The sequence below is a fragment of the Cyclobacterium roseum genome (assembly GCF_010119225.1).
In the GTDB taxonomy this organism is placed as follows: domain Bacteria; phylum Bacteroidota; class Bacteroidia; order Cytophagales; family Cyclobacteriaceae; genus Cyclobacterium; species Cyclobacterium roseum.
In genome coordinates, this window is sequence record NZ_WNKF01000027.1 from 1 (window position 1) to 18272 (window position 18272).

Annotated in this window: 11 protein-coding genes and 1 riboswitch; of the genes, 9 read left to right on the plus strand and 2 right to left on the minus strand. The window is 47.5% G+C overall.

Annotated features, from left to right (window positions below):
* The first annotated feature begins 496 nt into the window (after window positions 1–496).
* Window positions 497–1096, plus strand: coding sequence for a Uma2 family endonuclease (locus GJQ68_RS22355; protein WP_162419492.1), 600 nt, complete (start codon window positions 497–499; stop codon window positions 1094–1096).
* A gap of 220 nt (window positions 1097–1316) precedes the next feature.
* Entirely contained in the window at window positions 1317–2555 is a 1239-nt protein-coding gene (locus tag GJQ68_RS22360; RefSeq protein ID WP_162419493.1) for a DUF6786 family protein, read from the plus strand.
* A 78-nt stretch (window positions 2556–2633) separates the two neighbouring features.
* On the opposite strand, the gene GJQ68_RS22365 is transcribed toward GJQ68_RS22360, so the two are convergent.
* Both GJQ68_RS22365 and GJQ68_RS22370 read right to left on the minus strand, forming a co-directional pair.
* On the minus strand, window positions 2634–3110 hold the full coding sequence (locus GJQ68_RS22365) for a hypothetical protein (RefSeq protein ID WP_235941852.1): 477 nt from the start codon (window positions 3108–3110) through the stop codon (window positions 2634–2636).
* Window positions 3091–3519: a hypothetical protein gene (locus GJQ68_RS22370; protein WP_162419494.1), complete on the minus strand. Its 429-nt coding sequence runs from the start codon at window positions 3517–3519 to the stop codon at window positions 3091–3093. Before GJQ68_RS22370 ends, GJQ68_RS22365 begins: the two co-directional genes overlap by 20 nt.
* Before the next feature lie 1588 nt (window positions 3520–5107).
* Window positions 5108–5301: riboswitch (cobalamin riboswitch) on the plus strand.
* Between the two features lie 207 nt (window positions 5302–5508).
* Between GJQ68_RS22370 and metE the strand changes: the two genes are divergently transcribed.
* The 7 genes from metE to GJQ68_RS22405 all read left to right on the plus strand — a co-directional run bounded on the left by metE (window position 5509) and on the right by GJQ68_RS22405 (window position 18188).
* Window positions 5509–7824, plus strand: a complete 2316-nt coding sequence (metE, locus tag GJQ68_RS22375; RefSeq protein WP_162419495.1) for a 5-methyltetrahydropteroyltriglutamate--homocysteine S-methyltransferase — start codon at window positions 5509–5511, stop codon at window positions 7822–7824.
* Window positions 7825–8059: 235 nt separating this feature from the next.
* The gene (locus GJQ68_RS22380) at window positions 8060–8473 is read left to right on the plus strand and encodes an HYC_CC_PP family protein (protein ID WP_162419496.1); all 414 of its coding nucleotides are present in this window, start codon (window positions 8060–8062) and stop codon (window positions 8471–8473) included.
* 124 nt (window positions 8474–8597) lie between these two features.
* Window positions 8598–12416, plus strand: coding sequence for an efflux RND transporter permease subunit (locus GJQ68_RS22385; protein ID WP_162419497.1), 3819 nt, complete (start codon window positions 8598–8600; stop codon window positions 12414–12416).
* 158 nt (window positions 12417–12574) lie between these two features.
* The gene (locus tag GJQ68_RS22390) at window positions 12575–13903 is read left to right on the plus strand and encodes a TolC family protein (RefSeq protein WP_162419498.1); all 1329 of its coding nucleotides are present in this window, start codon (window positions 12575–12577) and stop codon (window positions 13901–13903) included.
* A gap of 61 nt (window positions 13904–13964) precedes the next feature.
* The gene (locus GJQ68_RS22395; RefSeq protein ID WP_162419499.1) at window positions 13965–14321 is read left to right on the plus strand and encodes a four helix bundle protein; all 357 of its coding nucleotides are present in this window, start codon (window positions 13965–13967) and stop codon (window positions 14319–14321) included.
* Between the two features lie 9 nt (window positions 14322–14330).
* Window positions 14331–16136 carry an efflux RND transporter periplasmic adaptor subunit gene (locus tag GJQ68_RS22400; RefSeq protein ID WP_162419500.1) on the plus strand — a complete coding sequence of 602 codons (1806 nt, stop codon included), beginning with the start codon at window positions 14331–14333 and terminating at the stop codon, window positions 16134–16136.
* Between the two features lie 51 nt (window positions 16137–16187).
* Window positions 16188–18188 (plus strand): copper-translocating P-type ATPase, encoded by a 2001-nt coding sequence (locus GJQ68_RS22405; RefSeq protein ID WP_162419501.1) that lies wholly within the window; start codon window positions 16188–16190, stop codon window positions 18186–18188.
* Window positions 18189–18272 lie beyond the last annotated feature (84 nt).

The following is an 18272-nucleotide window of genomic DNA, read 5'->3' on the forward strand; positions in this document are numbered from 1 at the left end:
AAATATGGTGCATTCTTATTTACCGAAAGTGGTGCAGTTGTAATTACCGATTACACACAACTGGTCACAATTAGCGTAGAATGGATCATAACAAAAAAACGATCCATTTTCTTTTAAAAACTACTAGTCTCTTCATTATAGTCATAATTAAACTGTCAACCTCCTCCTTGTAAAAAGAAAGGATTAAAAACGCATTTAAAAATGTAGTTTTAATTTTTGCTATCCTAATTATTCTCCCAGCTCCTCGGAATTTGTAATTCCGTGGTACAGATACAGGGGATTTGTAATCCCCGTAATTGCCAAAAGTAACACACGGTGAATAGGTTTCGGAAAGCAGAACCGAACCGCTTGTCCCATCATGTGATGGTTCGATGATGCGATGAATCGGGCTGTTCGGTAGTTGCAACGCCGATTCCGGATTGTCAGGTTTTTACTTCTGGCAGTTTTGCCCAAATCTTTTTATCTTTAGAAACAGTTCTTAATTGGTATAGCAACTATGGAAAAGCCCCAAGATAAGATCAAAGAACCCATTGCCGGTTATGGACACTATTCCTATGCGGATTACCTTTCCTGGCAGTTGGACGAGATGGTGGAGTTGATCAAGGGAAAGGTCTTCCGGCAGGCCGCCGCCCCAAGGCGGATTCACCAGGAAGTCTCGATGATATTGGCTAACAGGTTTTATGAATTTTTGAAAGAAAAAACTTGCAAAGTATATCCGGCACCCTTCGATGTGCGGCTTCCGGTAGTATCAAGGCGACACGAGGATATTGACACCGTGGTGCAGCCGGATCTCTGTGTGGTCTGTGATCCGGAGAAACTGGATGAACTGGGCTGCGTGGGTGCCCCGGACCTGATCGTTGAGATCCTCTCTCCGGGAAATAACAAGAAAGAGATTCAACTAAAATACGAAGTGTACGAAGCCTCCGGTGTGAAGGAATACTGGGTGGTACATCCCGACGAGCGTACCTTGCTGATTTACACCCTGAAAGCCGGAAAATACCTCCCCTCCCGGCTGTTTACTTTTGGGGATCGGGTAAGGTCCATGGCGCTTCCTGGTTTTGAATTGGATCTGGATGGGGTGTTTGGAGAGTTGTAAGTTCACGTTAGACAGTTTTATTCAATTATAATAAATGGGAGCACCCTGATCCTAAGGACAGGTAATCTAATAGTATATTTGTCGACAATTTTTGACAATTATTGGTTACTCTTGTCATCTAAAGATGACAAAACTATCTCTTACCTGTCCGAATCGGGTGATTTTTATGCACCCGGAATCATTATTGAAGTAGAGGGTAAAAAATAAAAATCCACCCAAAATGAACAAATCCCCCCTTATTTTAGCTTTTCTCAGCATTTTAATCGTTACGATCGCTTGCTCAGCGCCTAAAAACCGTAATCAAACCTCAGAAGATGTACCAACTCATTTTTTGCAGGATAAAACGTTTTTGGAAAAATACGATCCCCAACTTGTAGAGTTGAGTACGGAAGACAAACAGGCCAAAGTCCTGGTATCCCCCAAATACCAGGGCAAGGTTTTTACTTCCACCGCAGCAGGGGACGATGGAGAAAGCTTTGGCTGGATAAACTACGAGGCATTTGAAGGGCCCCTGAACAAGCACATGAATGCCTATGGTGGCGAAAGCCGCCTATGGCTGGGACCGGAAGGAAATACCTACTCTTTGTTCTTCGAACCAGGGAAAAAAATGGAATTTGAAAACTGGCATACCCCTGCAGCCATCGACCACGAAGCCTGGGAAAAAATCGAGGCAAGCCCCAGGGAATTATCCATGGCCAAATCCACATCGATTACCAACTATCAGGGCACCGAGTTTGCATTGAAGATCCAACGGACCATTACCCTTCTTGAAAAGGAAGGTATTATAGCAAACACCGGATTGACCGCCGACGTTTCCTCCATCAAGATGGTAGGATATGAAACCATCAATTCCATTCGAAATACCGGAGACTTTCCATGGACCCGAGAAACCGGAGCTCCCTGCATCTGGGTCTTGGACATGTTCAAACCCAGCCCGGAAACCACCATTGTGCTACCTCTCCAACCAAACGAAACAAAAGCAGGCCTCACCACCAACTATTTCGGAGCGATTCCCGAGGAAAGAATGGCCATCACGAACAACTACCTGTTCTTAAAGGCCGATGGTCAAAGCAGAGGGAAGGTGGGTGTCTCTCCCGAAAGAGCCCTTCCTATGGCCGGCAGCTACGATCCCCTCCACAAGGTGTTGACGATTACTACCTTCGATATAAAGTCGGAATTGCCCTACCTCAATCAGGAATGGAACACCGAAGCCGATCCCTTCAAAGGGGATGCGGTCAACGCCTACAACGACGGACCATTGGAGGATGGTAGCCAGATGGGGCCGTTTTACGAATTAGAGAGTGTTTCTCCCGCTGCTTTTCTTTCTCCGGGCGAAAGCATGGAGCATTTCCACCATGTTTACCACTTTACCGGAAACGAAAATGAATTGGATAAAATCACCCGGCAATTATTGGGGATTTCCATCGCTGAGATAAATGGGGTATTTAATCCGAAATAAGCAATTACTCTCAAGCGGATCCGCCCCATCGCAAGATTCATCCTTTCAGGTGACCTATTCAGGCCTTCGAACCCAAGCTTAATTGATTTTTTCTGCCTTCAAGACTATATATTCTGGATCCAGATAGCGCAATATACGCCCTGGAAAATAGCCATTACAATGGTATCGTGAACCAATGTTTTCCTCCGATATCTGATAGGAAAACTTCATTTTGAACCCATCACGACTCTCTTCTGGCAAAAAACTGTGCCATTCCAGTGGAACATCAAACATATCGGTTGGTACCCCAAACAGCATCAAGGTATCGGGATTGGCACCAGTAGTAGCCACCAGATAGCCTTTGCCTTCTCCTTTACTTGTTGGTACTGTAGCATCGCGAACGCAGGGGTGGTGGCCAATCAGGTACCCTTCGGCCTGAAATACGGGTGTTTCATCGTAATCCCGGCAAGCACCAAGAATCGATAAAAGGAAAACCATGCCCATAATTACCTCCCATTTGCCCGTAAAAATTGCAAATGGCTTGATCTTGAAAAATTTAATTTTCGGAATAGTCATGACACCTGGTTTTAGAGATAGTTGAAATGGTAATAAACGGGGATGGTTCGCAAATGCTGTACTGTTTTCGGGGATACCCCCCGATTCTGTATTGAAAATAGAAACTATTTCCAGCTAGAATATACTCCTCAAGCTCCGTTCTATCAGGTAACTGAGAGAGAAAAAGGGTGTCTACACTGGCAACTACGGAATGGGTGTAGGCCTCGGAATTGAACATTCCTTCCCAATTCATTGCGATATCACTTTCTCCCAAAATCTCAACGACCATACCCTCGCAATACGCCCCTGTATACCTCCCTTGAAGACAGACTTCTCCAGCCTCTTTTTCCAAACAACCTCCAGCGCAAAAACCGACCAGAGCAAGCAGGATCAAAAGAAAATGGCTATTCCCAATCGACTCCTTATTCATTTCTTTTTTTATCTGCTTAAAAACACAATTCGATTAGAATAGAAGAATCTGATAAAGACCTGAATCAATGGTCTAAATTTTATGCCCCGTATAGCCATTACGCATCAAGTGGTGAAAACGCTACATCTAAACCTATCAATAAGAAAACAAGCCACAGGCTTAAATCTGACTATCGTTGTTGGTTTCTTTCTCCAACTATCCCTATCCCAAGTAAGCAAAAAGAGTGGATAGGTTTTGCCGCGATAGAAATTACAAACCAACTCCGGGCAAATATAAAATATATTTAAATATATAGTTTAAATTTTTGCTTTCCTAGAAGCCTATGAGAAAGGTACCGAACTGGAAGTGGTGAAGCTTCAGGTAGCCTGACTGAAAGTAAATGGGTTGAAGCAAATGTACGCGTGAAGCATAAAAATTATGATTAACCAATTGCTTAAAAGCTAGTCTTTTAAAACTTTGAGAAATTGGAACAGACACATGGTAGAAAATCAATTGCCCCTCTTTATCAAATTGAAGGGTTTTTCTCCTTTCTGTACCATTTTCAAGGCTATTTATAACCAGCCAAAACGTGCTATCAAACCCATCACTCCCTGTAGTTATTCCTACCTTGTAATGAAGATTTAATATTTGGTTCCCGTCATATACATTTAGTTCACTATTTTGATGAAAATTATAACGGACTAATTTATTTTCGGTTTGAGGATTAACTACAAGGATGGATCCATCTAACCTATTTAAACTAGTAGTTTCAATCCATTCCCATTCTCCAACCAAAAATCGCTACCCCATCCGGGTAAAAAAGAAAGGATTAAAAACTTTTTTAAATTTTGGTTTTCCAATTTTTGCGTCTTCTTGTAATTTAAGACTAAACAAACTTGAGAAACGCTACATGGATAAGATGGCCCGGGACCAAACCTGCTGTTCGGTAGTTTCGATGCCGAACTATATTATCAACCTGAGATTAATCTATGCTTCTCGGAGAATCCGCTTTTTTTGTTAAGAAGTAGCTTTCTTAAATCAGGCCCATAAAAAGCAGATCAGGTAACATGCGGGTAAGAACCTGTCCCTACCTAAGTGAGGAGTCTTTTTACGCAAGTAGCAATAAATTAATATATTAAAAATTGAAAATCCTTGAAAAAATCCCCCTTTGTCCCCCTTTGAAAGGGGGATTTGTGTACGTTCAAATAGGTTATAAGGGTTTGCAACCCTGGCGATTTTACCCAAATATTAGTATCTTTAGAAACCCTGGAAGCCGGAAAATACCATCCCTCCCGGCTGTTTACCCTGGGCGATCAGGTACGTTCGCAAGCACTTTCGGGTTTTGAATTGGATCTGGATGGGGCGTTTGGGGAGTTGTAGACTAAGGTCCTCATCTTTAGCCTTTCTTCGAAAGACCTGACAAACAAAACGGTTGATCTAAATGGTTTTTGTCGATGGAATGCCGTATAAAAATTTCAAATGACATATTAAACTTGATGTTCTTTTCATTAATACGATACCCTAAAAGATCTTGATGATCTTTTGCAAGCGATAGATGGAAAATAGCTTTTAAGGTTCTACATTTGTTTTTCAATAAGTTCTTTTTTATTTCTTATCAACCGAAACAGGTTTTACTTAATGGTGAATGAATAGGGAATCGTGTGCAAATCACGAACTGTCGCGCAACTGTAAGTAACGCCCAAGGTTTTTACCCATAGATATCCACTGTCCCGCATCCAGCGGGGTGGGAAGGATGGTAAAAATGTTACAAGTCAGGAGACCTGCCTGTTTCGCCCTGTTTACCGTCAGACAGGATTGACAATGCTTTCGCGATTTGAAGCACGGTGTCATGTTCGGTGCATTTTTAAGAGGACAGCTGTTTCTGAAGGGAAGCGGTGTGTCCATACTTTTGCATTTGATTTGCTCCACCTACTTCCATTTTTCAAGGCATTGTGAAATAAAGCAAAAGGGCTTTTAACTCAATTTTAATCTTTTAAAAGTTAAAAGAACATGCAAACGCACAATCTTGGCTACCCGCGTATAGGTGGCAAAAGAGAACTCAAGAAAGCCTGTGAAAACTACTGGTCAGGCCAAATCACACAGGAAGAACTGGTAAAAGTGGGATGGGATATCCGGATACGGAATTGGAAATGCCAGCAAAAGGCTGGTATTGACCTGATTCCGTCCAATGATTTCTCGTTTTATGATCAGGTTTTAGACATGTCTTTGGCGGTAGGAGCCGTACCAGAGCGGTATCACGATGTGATCCTCAACCAGAAAAATACGGACCTGGACCTGTATTTTGCCATGGCTAGAGGCTACCAAAAAGAGGGATTGGATATTACCGCCATGGAAATGACTAAATGGTTTGACACCAACTACCATTATATCGTTCCCGAATTTCATAAAAATCAAAAATTTCGCCTATTCTCATCCAAAGCCTTGAATGAATTTTTGGTAGCGAGGGAGGCCGGAATTAACAGCAAACCAGTCCTGATTGGTCCCGTATCGTATCTTTTGTTAGGCAAAGAAAAAGAAAGTGGATTTGAACGGCTGGATCTGATTGAAAATTTGCTTCCCGTATATCTCGAAATTATCCGTGAATTGGAAGATGCCGGCACAGAATGGATCCAGTTTGATGAACCTTTTTTGGCAATGGAACTAAACCAAAAGGCCCAAAAAGCCTATTTGAAAGTTTATCATCAGATTCGAAAATCCTTTCCTCACATTAAAATCCTGCTGGCTACTTATTTTGGCCCTTTGAAAGAGAATCTGAATTTAACTTTAAATCTACCGGTGTGCGCCTTGCATGTGGATCTTTCCAGGTGTCCTGAGCAGTTGGATGAAATCTTAAACCAACTTCCTGACAAGATAAGCTTGTCTCTGGGGCTGGTTGATGGAAGAAATATTTGGAAAAACCCATTCCAACGTTCACTACAAATCATTCAAAAAGTCAGGGCCAGGCTTGATGACAACCGGATTCTGATAGCTCCCTCGAGTTCATTACTTCACGTTCCACTTGATTTAAACGAGGAAAGTCAGAATTCCGGTAGATTGGCCGAAATCAAACCCTGGCTGGCATTTGCACAGCAGAAATTAGAGGAACTGGGGCAAATAAAAAAAATCGCTTTAGCTCCAGAAGAAACCCAGCATCAACGTCTTCTTCAGGAAAACATCAATGCTATTGAGAACAGAAAAACATCCCGCCTTATCCGAAACGAATCATTGAAAGAAAAAGTAAATGCCGTTATAAGTTCGGAGGTCCGCCGCAATAACCCATTCTCCCAAAGGACGACAACGCAGCGGAAGGCATTAAACCTCCCTCTTTTTCCAAGTACCACCATTGGTTCTTTTCCCCAGACCAAGGAAGTAAGGCAATGGAGGTCCGACTTTAAGAAAGGAAGAATTACGCGAGGGCAGTATACTACTTTAATAAAAAAAGAAATAGCATCCACTATCCAAAAACAAGAGGCGCTTGACCTGGATGTATTGGTTCATGGTGAGTTTGAAAGAAACGATATGGTGGAGTACTTTGGTGAACAGTTGGAAGGTTTCGCATTCACACTACATGGTTGGGTACAAAGTTACGGTAGCCGCTGTGTAAAACCACCCATTCTATTCGGTGATATCGACCGACCGAAACCCATGACCGTAGCCTGGACTTCCTATGCCCAATCCTTAACTAATAAATGGGTAAAGGGAATGTTGACAGGCCCGGTTACCCTGCTTCAGTGGTCCTTTGTGAGAGATGATCAACCCCGATCAGAAACCTGTCTGCAACTTGGGCTGGCCATACAGCGAGAAGTAAAGGATTTGGAGGCAGCAGGTATTGCTATCATTCAAATTGATGAACCTGCTCTTCGCGAGGGAATGCCTCTAAGAAAGGAATTACAGAAGGAATACCTGGATTGGGCTATAAAGGCCTTCCGTATTGCGTACGCGGGTGTCAATGACGCTACCCAGATCCATACCCACATGTGTTATTCGGAATTTAATGACGTATTGGAATCCATCGCCTTAATGGATGCCGATGTAATCACCATCGAATGCTCTCGCTCCCAGATGGAATTATTAAATGCCTTTGCTGATTTCGAATACCCCAATGCAATCGGTCCGGGAGTATACGATATCCATTCGCCACGAATTCCCTCAAAAGAAGAAATGATCTATTTGATGAAAAAAGCAATCCAGGTAATTCCAGTCGATAAGCTTTGGATCAATCCCGACTGCGGTCTGAAAACCAGGAACTGGTCGGAAACAGAAAAGGCACTTCAAAGTATGGTGGCAGCAGCCAGGGAATTAAGAAACGAATATACCCCGTCTTAACCTGGTGAGTTCATCATCCCCAAATTAATCCGGCAGACCCTGATACATAGGCTTTACAATCCTGGGTTTGCCGGATTCCCTTCTTGGCTGCGGCATGCGGAAATAATCGCAAACAATATAAAAATTTGAAAAAATTACGTAACTTTTAGAATCGAAATACCAGTATCTTTGCTGTGAAAATAATGAATCAGCCGAAAATCAACCATTACGGAATTGTTGATGATCGGGTAATCGCATGAACGCACTAAAAAACATAGCGTCCCTTTTCCTTTCCCTGCTGGTCGTGCTCAGTTCCATGAGTTTTACGGTCAACCTGCACCTGTGTATGGGAGAGCTGGAAAGCGTGCGTATACTGACGGATGCGCCCGCCTGCGACATGCACCGCAAGTCCTGTCATGCACCCGATCCTGACAAAAGCAGCAAGGAAGATTGCTGTGAGGATGAGCAACGAATCCTCCACGGACAAGACGAGTTGAGCAAAGCGTCTGCTTTCCAGAAAACGCAACCCGAGCTTGTCGCCGTTCTTTCCCTGCTTGTTTCCTACCTTACCGCCAATACTGAACTACCGCTTATTGAAGCAACTGAGGTCTATATCCCTCCACTCCTTCCCCGGGACATCCCAGTCCTCATTCAATCCTTCCTTATTTGATCATTTGATGTAATCGGAATCCTGCCTGGATGCTTTATCCCGGCTTCCCGAATTCCCATGCCGTTTCCTTTATAATCCAGGGAACCATTTCGGCCATTTCCAACGATCATCAAATAAGAAAAAAATGCTCAATCGAATTATCAGGTTCTTTTTGGAGAACAAGCTGGTTACCGTACTGCTCCTGCTACTTATCATTGGCTGGGGTATCGCTACTGCACCCTTCAACTGGCAGATCGACTTCCTGCCGCGGGACCCCGTGCCGGTAGATGCCATTCCCGATATTGGCGAAAACCAACAAATCGTCTTTACCGAATGGATGGGCCGCAGCCCGCAGGATGTGGAAGACCAGATTACCTATCCCTTGACCACCACCCTCTTGGGTTTGCCCGGTGTAAAAACCGTGCGCAGCAGCTCCGCGTTTGGGTTTTCCAGCATTTATATTCTCTTCGAGGAAGACATTGAATTCTACTGGAGCCGCTCCCGCATCCTGGAAAAACTGAATGCCCTGCCCGCAGGCCTGCTTCCGGAAGGGGTGCAGCCCCGTCTGGGCCCGGATGCCACGGCTTTGGGGCAAGTGTATTGGTACACCCTGGAAGGCAGGGATGAAGCCGGCAATCCGGCCGGCGGCTGGGACTTGCATGAACTGCGAGCCGTTCAGGATTTTACCATTCGCTATGCCCTTAGCAGTGCCTCGGGTGTGGCAGAAGTGGGTTCGGTAGGGGGCTATATCAAGGAATACCAGGTAGACGTAGACCCTGCAGCGCTGAAAGCCCACAACATCGCCTTGACGGACGTGGTCCGGGCAGTAAAAAACAGCAACCTGGACGTGGGGGCCAATACGATCGAAATCAATAAGGTAGATTATTTTGTCCGCGGCCTGGGCTATGTGGAACAACTCAGCGACCTGGATGCCACCGTGGTAAAAGTCAGCGATAACGTGCCCATACGCATTCAGGATGTGGCCCGGGTTACCATCGGTCCCCAACCCCGGAACATGACGGGCATTCTGGACAAAGCCGGTGCCGAAGCAGTGGGCGGCGTGGTCATCGCCCGCTACGGAGAAAACCCACTCGCGGTCATTCAGGGGGTAAAGGAAAAAATCGAACAACTCTCCGGCAGTCTGCCCAGCAAGACACTGGAAGACGGCAGGGTTTCCCAATTGACGATTGTTCCCTTTTACGACCGGACCGGGCTCATTTACGAAACCCTGGGCACGCTCTATCAGGCCATCAGCTTGCAGGTTTTGATATCCATTTTGGTAATCATGGTGATGGTGTACAACCTCCGGGCCTCGCTGTTGATTTCGGCCTTGCTGCCCCTTTCGGTCCTGATGTGCTTTATCTTTATGAAATACCTGAACGTCGACGCGAATATAGTCGCCCTTTCCGGTATTGCCATTGCCATCGGTACCATGGTGGACCTGGGGATCATCTTGAATGAAAACATCCTGCGCCATCTAAAGGAATCCGATCCTTCCGAGTCCAAACTAAAGATCATCTATACCGCTACCACCGAGGTGGCCTCTGCCATACTCACCGCGGTAAGTACGACCATTATCAGTTTTCTTCCGGTTTTCACGCTACAAGCGGCCGAAGGAAAGCTGTTTGGTCCCCTTGCCTATACCAAGACCTTTGCGCTGATCGCTGCCGTTATTTTTACCTTACTTATCATGCCAGCCTTTAGCCATTGGATATTTTCCATCCGCAATGGATCCGGAAAATCCACCCGGATAGTCAATGGTATCCTGCTGATTTCAGGGATTCTCACCTGGATATTTGTCTGGTCCTGGGCGGGATGGGTGCTGGTCGGTTTTGGACTCATCAACCTGGCCCTGCACTATTTCCCGGAAAAGGTAGAACCCTGGCGGAATTTGTTGAAAGTGGGCTTCACCTTGCTTTCCATCGCCTGGCTTCTTGCAGGAGAATGGATGCCCCTGGGCGTATCACGCAGCCAATTGACCAATTTTCTGTTTATCTCCGTAATCATCGGACTGGTGCTGGGTGCTTTCCTGCTGTTTATGCACTACTACTCCCGCATCCTGAGCTGGTGCCTGGACAACAAAGGAAAATTTATCCTAGCACCCTTGCTGGTTTTATTGACCGGAATTACCATTTGGCTGGGTTTTGACCGTACGTTTTCCCTGATACCAAGGACCCTGGAAAAAATAGGCTGGGATATTCGGGACAGCTCCCCGTGGAAAAGCATGACCGCTACCTTCCCAGGCCTGGGGGAGGAGTTTATGCCCAGCCTGGACGAAGGCACCTTTCTCCTGATGCCGACCTCCATGCCCCATGCCGGGGTGGAAGCCAACCGGGAAATCCTTCAAAAACTGGACATGCTGGTCAACGCCATTCCCGAGGTGGAAATGGTGGTGGGAAAAGCAGGTAGGGCCGAAACGGCCATTGACCCCGCTCCCATGACCATGTTTGAAAACACCATCCAATACAAAAGCGAATACGCCAGCGATGAAAACGGAGACCGACTCCGATTCAAAGTGGACGATGAAAATCACTTCCTCCTGGAAAACGGAGAAACCTACGACCCGGAATCCGACCGGCCGGAAACCGTTTCGCTTTCCCAGCTTATTCCGGATCCAAAAGGAGCCTATTTCCGACAATGGCGGACGCACATTCAACGTCCGGATGATATCTGGGACGAAATCGTAGCAAGGATTACGATACCAGGCGTCACTTCTTCTCCTAAGCTTCAGCCCATAGAGACCCGGCTGATCATGCTGCAAACCGGCATGCGGGCACCCATGGGAATCAAGGTGTACGGTCCCGATCTGGAGACCATTGAAGCCTTTGGCTTTGAATTGGAAAAATACCTGAAGGAGGTTCCTTCTGTCAAAAAAGAGGCAGTTTTTGCCGATCGGGTGGTGGGCAAACCCTATCTGGAAATCGATATTGACCGGGAGAAAATCAGCCGGTACGGATTGACGATTGGCGAGGTGCAGGATTTTATCCAGACCGCCATTGGAGGCATGCAAATCAGCACTACCGTGGAAGGCAGGGAACGCTACCCAATCCGGGTGCGCTATGCCCGGGAGTACCGGGACGATCCCACGGCTATCGAAAACCTGCAGGTACCCACGCCCGGAGGCGCCTACCTTCCCCTCAATCAACTGGCATCCATAAGCTACCGTCCCGGACCGGGGATGATTAAAAGCGAAGACAGCTTTTTGGTAGCCTACGTTTTACTGGACAAAATGCCCGGATTTGCCGAAGTGACGGTGGTGGAAGATGCACAGAACTACCTGCAGGAAAAAATCGACAACGATGAACTGACCGTCCCTTCCGGCGTGAGGTATGAATTTTCCGGCAATTACGAAAACCAGGTCCGGGCAGAAAAGCGGCTGTCTCTGGTCATTCCACTCTCCCTGATCATCATCTTCCTGATTCTGTATTTCCAGTTCCGCTCCGCTTTCACCTCGCTGTTTGTATTTGCCGGCATCGCCCTGGCCTTTGCCGGGGGATTTCTGATGCTGTGGCTGTACGGGCAAAGTTGGTTTATGGATGTGGACATCCTGGGCACCTCCATGCGGGAACTATTCCAGATGAAGACCTACAACTTAAGCGTAGCGGTGTGGGTGGGGTTTATTGCCTTGTTTGGGATTGCCACGGATGATGGGGTGGTCATGGCCACCTACCTGGATCAGAGCTTTGAAAAGCACCAGCCGGATACCATTAAGGAAGTCCGGAAAGCGGTCATGGAGGCCGGACAGAAACGTATTCTGCCCTGCCTGATGACGACTTCCACTACACTGTTGGCCCTCTTGCCCATACTCAGCTCTTCCGGCCGGGGGTCCGATATCATGATTCCCATGGCACTCCCGGCTTTTGGTGGCATGTCCATCGCCCTGCTTACGCTGTTTTTGGTTCCCGTGCTGTATTGCTGGAGAGCGGAGAGCAAGGTCAGTCAGGAAGGAGTTACAAAGGCTTGATTGGAAATTGAAGGTGAGATATATGACACTGTAAAAAGAATACCAATGATACAAAAACTGAAAGATTTAGAGGTGTTTGAATGGAGCCGATCTTTTCCTAAGGAAGAAGTTTATACATCGCAACTAATAGGTGAAATGATCAAAAACCAGCAGAAATAATGGAAAAGCGCATAAAATTTAGTGAAAGGAAGGTGTCGGATAGCAGCTGGCAGCGCCTGTTGAAGCGGTTCGGAAGCCTGGTGTTTTTGGCATGCTTCGTTGGCCAGACGCTGCAGGCGCAGACGCTGGAGGAGTACCTGCAGCTCGCTCTGGAAAACAACCCCGAACTTAAGGCTTACGACCGGGACTACCAGGCCAGCCTGGAGACGGTTTCCCAGTCGGGTATCCTGCCCGATCCGGAATTCAGCGCTGGGATTTTTCCGGCCCCCATGGATCGGCTGATGGGCCGGCAGCATGCGGATCTGCAACTTATGCAGTCCTTTCCCTGGTTTGGAACACTGGGTACCCAAAAAGAGGCGGCCAACCAACAGGCACTTGCCACTTTCCAGGAATTCCGGGGAGTTCGAAATCAGTTGATCTACCGGGTAAAATCTTCCTGGTATCAACTCTACCGGCGCCAGGAAGAAATCCGGATCACCGAGGCGCATGCTGCCATTCTGAATCGATTGGAACGCCTGGCATTGGTCCGCTACCAATCTCAGGGGGCTACGGTAAACCCCGCTCCGGGATCCGGAAGATCCGCCGGAATGAGCGGCGTGTTGCGGTTAAAAATGGAAATCAACGAACTTGAAACCAGCCTGGCCAATCTCAAAAGCACGCAGAAGGGCTTGATCGAAGCGTTTAATCAGTTGCTCAACCGGGACCCGGGAGAAGCAGTATCCCTACCCGATACCTTACCCGCGAAGAGTCTCCCCGGGGAACTTGCGGAAAACCCGGAAATCCTTACCGGAGAGCATCCCCGGCTGAAACAACTGGAAGCCACCGAGGCCGCCCTGCAGTACCAAACGGAACTACAGGTATTGAAGGGAAAACCCATGATGGGTGCAGGGATTAGTTACATGCCCTTTAGCCCAAGGCTGGAAAACGGAATGCCCATGGGCGGACGGGACATGGTCATGCCCATGGTCAAAATCAGCCTTCCTATTTACCGAAAAAAATACCAGGCATTGCAGCAAGAAAGCAAATACCGGGAAGAGGCGATCCGTCAACGTAAAGAAAATACGGGCAACGAATTGCTCGCTCAGTGGAGTCAAACGCGTAGCGACTGGGAAAATGCAGAACGTTCGGTAGCCCTCTATCAGGAACAGATTCGCCTGGCGAACCAAACCCTGGAACTGCTGACCAATGCCTATGCAAACAACGAAGGTGATTTTGAGGCCCTACTGGAAACCCAGCGAAGAGTACTGGATTACCGGTTCAAGTTGCTCGCCACCATCGTCGACCTGCACCTGCTGGAAGCACGGTTTGAAAATTTGGCCGGTAGCTGATGTGGGGATGTGATAATGTGAGGATGTGGGAATTGTAATCAATAGGAAAACCCTTAATGAAATGGAAAAGAGAAATGAAGTTTTGGAATTGAGTTTTGAATTTGCGTTGCAGGTCATCGAATTTTCGGAATTGTTGGAGGAAAAAAGAAAATTCGTAATAGCCCGGCAATTATTGAAATCAGGCACAGGTATCGGTGCCAGTGTAAGGGAAGCCCAAAGTTGCGAAAGTAGGGCTGACTTCATTCACAAGCTCAAGATTTCCCATAAAGAGGTCCAAGAAACGGAATACTGGCTTCTTTTATGCTCCAAAGCCGCCGCGTATCCGGATCCCCCAGAGACGATGGCTGGGCTGCTTCTTAGCATACAAAAGTTACTGAATAAAATTATTGCAACCTCCCGTGCGAATAATAGAAGATAAAAACAAACCATGAAAAAGCTTAATAAACAGGTGTTGGTATTTACAGCGATTGGAATGATCCTGGGTTTCCTGGTTGCGATGCTAATCAGCCCATCAGCAAATCAGCAAATCAACACATCATCAAATCAACACATCAACGCATCAGACCACCAAACCACCGGATCATCAGATCATCAAACCTGGACCTGCTCCATGCATCCACAGGTACGGCAGCCGGAACCGGGGCAATGTCCCATCTGTGGTATGGACCTAATCCCTGCATCCACCGCCGGAGGCAATGGCAATTCCTCTCCTGCTGTGCTGGAAATGAGTGAGGCGGCCATTGCGATGGCAGAGGTTCAAACGTTTATTGTAAAGGAAAATGAAACCGCGAAAGAGATATCCACTACCGGTAAAGTCCAACCCAATGAACGAAGCCGCTCCACCATTACGGCCAATTTTCCAGGAAGGATCGAGCAGCTTTTCGTAAATTTCACCGGACAAGCCGTGCAAAAAGGCGAAAAATTGGCGGAGGTCTATTCACCCGAACTGATAAATGCGCAAAAAGAATTATTGGAAGCCTCCAAAACCAAATCCGACTTTCCCGACCTGTATGTGGCTGCCAGGCAAAAACTACAATCCTGGAAAATCACTTCGGAGCAAATCGAGTCCATCGAATCCGGCGGGGCATTGCTGGAACGTTTTGCTGTTTTAGCCGACCGCTCGGGCATTGTCATCCAACGAAAGGTGACCGAAGGAGACTACGTAGGAACCGGTACTGCCCTTTTTGACCTGGTAAACCTGAGCTCGGTATGGGTCATGTTGGACATATACGCAACGCACCTTCCCTTCGTTCGGAATGGCGATTTGGTCTCGCTGACCATAGAAGGAATTCCAGGCGAAACCTTTGAAGCCCCGATTTCCTACCTGGATCCGTTTATTGATCCGGATACCCGAACGGCTCAGGCAAGACTTTTGCTGAATAATCCCGGGGACCGCCTGAAGCCGGAAATGTTTGTAAATGCCCGGATACAGACAAGCGGAAACCTGGAAGAGGGGATCTTCAACATACCCCGGACCGCTTTACTCTGGTCCGGAAAAAGATCCGTCGTTTACGTGCAGGTGCCGGATTCCGAATACCCTGCCTACGAAATGAGGGAAGTAAGCATCGGTCCCAGAAACGGGGAAACCTACCCGGTAATGTCCGGGCTGCAAGCGGGAGAAGAAGTGGTGAGCAATGGGGTATTTTCCATTGATGCCGCGGCACAGCTGGCCGGTAATTACAGCCTGTTAAACCGACCGGAAAGCAAGACCATGGAAGTCTCTTCCACCTTTCAAGAGCAGCTTACCGTTTTGGCAGAAGCCTATTTTGAGCTTAAAAATGAGTTGGTAGCCGACGATGCCGAAGCAGCACGAAACGCCGGCAACCAGGTTGGAGAAGCGTTGAATCAGGTGGATATGGAATTGGTAGAAGGAGCGGCACACGCCCACTGGATGGAATTAAAAGTGGAAGCCGAAAAGGCCTTGGAAGGCATTGCGAAAGCTGATGGTCTTCAGCCGGTCCGCAAGCAATTTATGCTGCTTTCGGAAAGCATGCTGGAGATGACCGAATCTTTTGGCCTGGAAAAAGACAAGGTATACCGCCAATATTGCCCCATGGCTTTTGGTGACGAGGGTGCCTATTGGCTGAGCGAAACCGAAGAAATCCGCAATCCCTATTTTGGTGCCGATATGTTGCGCTGTGGGGAAGTACGGGAGACCTACGAAAAAGGGAAGCTGGTAATGGAGAAAAGCCCCAACACCGGCAGCCCGGGCGGGGGCGGGCACAACCACTAAACGCCTCGGCCCAACGAGTTGAATAAACCAGTAATAAACCAAGAAGCGATCATGAAAGAAGAAAAGCACGAACACGAGCAACACGAAAAGCATTCTAATAACCACTCCCACCACGATCACCACGCCATGATGATCGAAGACTTCAAAAAACGTTTTTGGATCTCCCTGGTGCTGACCCTTCCGATCCTGGTGCTATCCGAAATGATCCAGCAATGGCTGGGGTTCACCCTATCCTTTGAAGGAGACAAATACGTATTATTTGGTTTGTCCACCGTCTTGTTTTTTTATGGGGGATGGCCGTTTTTGAAAGGCCTGATTGACGAGCTCCGTGAAAAAAATCCGGGAATGATGACCCTGATAGCCGTGGCGATTATCGTGGCCTACGGCTACAGCAGTGCCGTGGTCTTTGGGCTCGACGGTACCGATTTTTATTGGGAGCTGGCCACCCTGATCGTAGTGATGCTTCTGGGACACTGGATCGAAATGAAGTCAGTGATGGGGGCTTCCCGATCACTGGAATTGCTCGTCCAACTGATGCCTGCGGAGGCGCACCTCATGGACGGAAAGGATGTCAAAGAGGTGAAAGTAAGCGAACTAAAAAAGGGAGACCGGATCCTGGTCAAGGCCAACGAAAAAATCCCAGCTGACGGAGTCATTGAGAAGGGGGAAAGCCATTTGGACGAAAGCATGATCTCCGGTGAAAGTAAACCCATAAAGCGCTCCAAAGGAGATGAGGTAGTGGGCGGTTCTGTAAACGGCAACCAATCCCTGGAGGTAAAAGTCCAGAAAACAGGAGAAGAAAGTTACCTGAACAAGGTAATCGGCTTGGTAAAGGAAGCGCAATCCAGCAAATCCAAGACGCAACACCTGGCCGACCAGGCAGCCAAATGGCTTACCTTTATCGCCCTGGGTGCCGGAACCATAACCCTGGTAGCCTGGCTGCTGATGGGCAAACCCTGGGATTATGCCCTGGAACGAATGGTTACCGTGATGGTCATTTCCTGCCCCCATGCCCTTGGACTGGCAATCCCTTTGGTGGTGGCCATTTCCACCTCGGTGTCGGCCGGAAAAGGCTTGTTGATCCGAAACCGGACGGCCTTCGAAAATGCCCGGAAAATAACGGCCATGGTATTTGATAAAACGGGCACATTGACCGAGGGCAACTTTGCTGTGTCTCGTTACGAAAGCCTGTCGGAAGATCTCAGCGAAAAGCAGTTGCTGGCTTTTGCCGCCTCGCTGGAGCAGGGATCGGAACATCCCATCGCGCAGGGAATCGTGAAAAAAGCCAAAGAAGAAAAGCTGGATCTGCACGAAGTGAACCAGTTTGAAGGCATAACCGGAAAAGGGGTACAGGGAGAAGTGAATGGCGAATCCTGGAAAGTGGTCAGTCCCGGCTACCTGGAAGAAAAAAACATCTCTCTACCGGAAAAATCCCAGTCCGAGAAAGCGGAAACCATCGTTTTTATACTCAAAGGAGAAGACCTGGTAGGTTTTGTGGCACTGGCAGACAAGGTCAGGGAAGACAGCTTGCCGGCCATCAAGTCGCTGAAAGAAGCTGGTATGAAGGTGTTTATGGCCACCGGAGACAACGAAAAAACCGCCAAAGCGGTGAGTGAGGAATTGGGTTTAGATGATTACTACAGCGAGGTGCTGCCGGATGAGAAAGTAGAACTAATTAAAAAACTGCAAAAGGAAGGGTATTTTGTAGCCATGACCGGAGACGGGGTAAACGATGCGCCAGCCCTGGCCCAGGCAAATGTAGGCATCGCCGTAGGTTCCGGTACAGATGTAGCCGCTGAGACGGCGGACATTATCCTGGTCAACAGCAATCCCAAAGACATTGCGCAATTGGTCCGGTTCGGCACGGCTACCTACAAAAAGATGATCCAAAACCTGGTTTGGGCCACCGGCTACAACGCCGTTGCGATGCCTTTGGCTACCGGGTTTATTCCCGGCCTGCTGATCAATCCTGCCATCGGTGCGATCTTTATGAGTTTGAGTACTGTTATCGTCGCGGCCAATGCCCAACTATTGCGTAGGCAGATGGATTGAGTAATGAAACTATCTAGAAATAAACAAAGGCAAATAAAAATTGGTCCTCCCAATCCGAATGATCGTTGGTGCCGTGTTTCTATC

What these genes read in the sequence shown, in the direction of transcription:
- GJQ68_RS22355 (WP_162419492.1), top strand. Translation starts at nt 497, where the DNA reads ATGGAAAAGCCCCAAGATAAGATCAAAGAACCCATTGCCGGTTATGGA.
- GJQ68_RS22360 (WP_162419493.1), top strand. Translation starts at nt 1,317, where the DNA reads ATGAACAAATCCCCCCTTATTTTAGCTTTTCTCAGCATTTTAATCGTT.
- GJQ68_RS22365 (WP_235941852.1), bottom strand. Translation starts at nt 3,110, where the DNA reads ATGACTATTCCGAAAATTAAATTTTTCAAGATCAAGCCATTTGCAATT.
- GJQ68_RS22370 (WP_162419494.1), bottom strand. Translation starts at nt 3,519, where the DNA reads ATGAATAAGGAGTCGATTGGGAATAGCCATTTTCTTTTGATCCTGCTT.
- metE (WP_162419495.1), top strand. Translation starts at nt 5,509, where the DNA reads ATGCAAACGCACAATCTTGGCTACCCGCGTATAGGTGGCAAAAGAGAA.
- GJQ68_RS22380 (WP_162419496.1), top strand. Translation starts at nt 8,060, where the DNA reads ATGAACGCACTAAAAAACATAGCGTCCCTTTTCCTTTCCCTGCTGGTC.
- GJQ68_RS22385 (WP_162419497.1), top strand. Translation starts at nt 8,598, where the DNA reads ATGCTCAATCGAATTATCAGGTTCTTTTTGGAGAACAAGCTGGTTACC.
- GJQ68_RS22390 (WP_162419498.1), top strand. Translation starts at nt 12,575, where the DNA reads ATGGAAAAGCGCATAAAATTTAGTGAAAGGAAGGTGTCGGATAGCAGC.
- GJQ68_RS22395 (WP_162419499.1), top strand. Translation starts at nt 13,965, where the DNA reads ATGGAAAAGAGAAATGAAGTTTTGGAATTGAGTTTTGAATTTGCGTTG.
- GJQ68_RS22400 (WP_162419500.1), top strand. Translation starts at nt 14,331, where the DNA reads ATGAAAAAGCTTAATAAACAGGTGTTGGTATTTACAGCGATTGGAATG.
- GJQ68_RS22405 (WP_162419501.1), top strand. Translation starts at nt 16,188, where the DNA reads ATGAAAGAAGAAAAGCACGAACACGAGCAACACGAAAAGCATTCTAAT.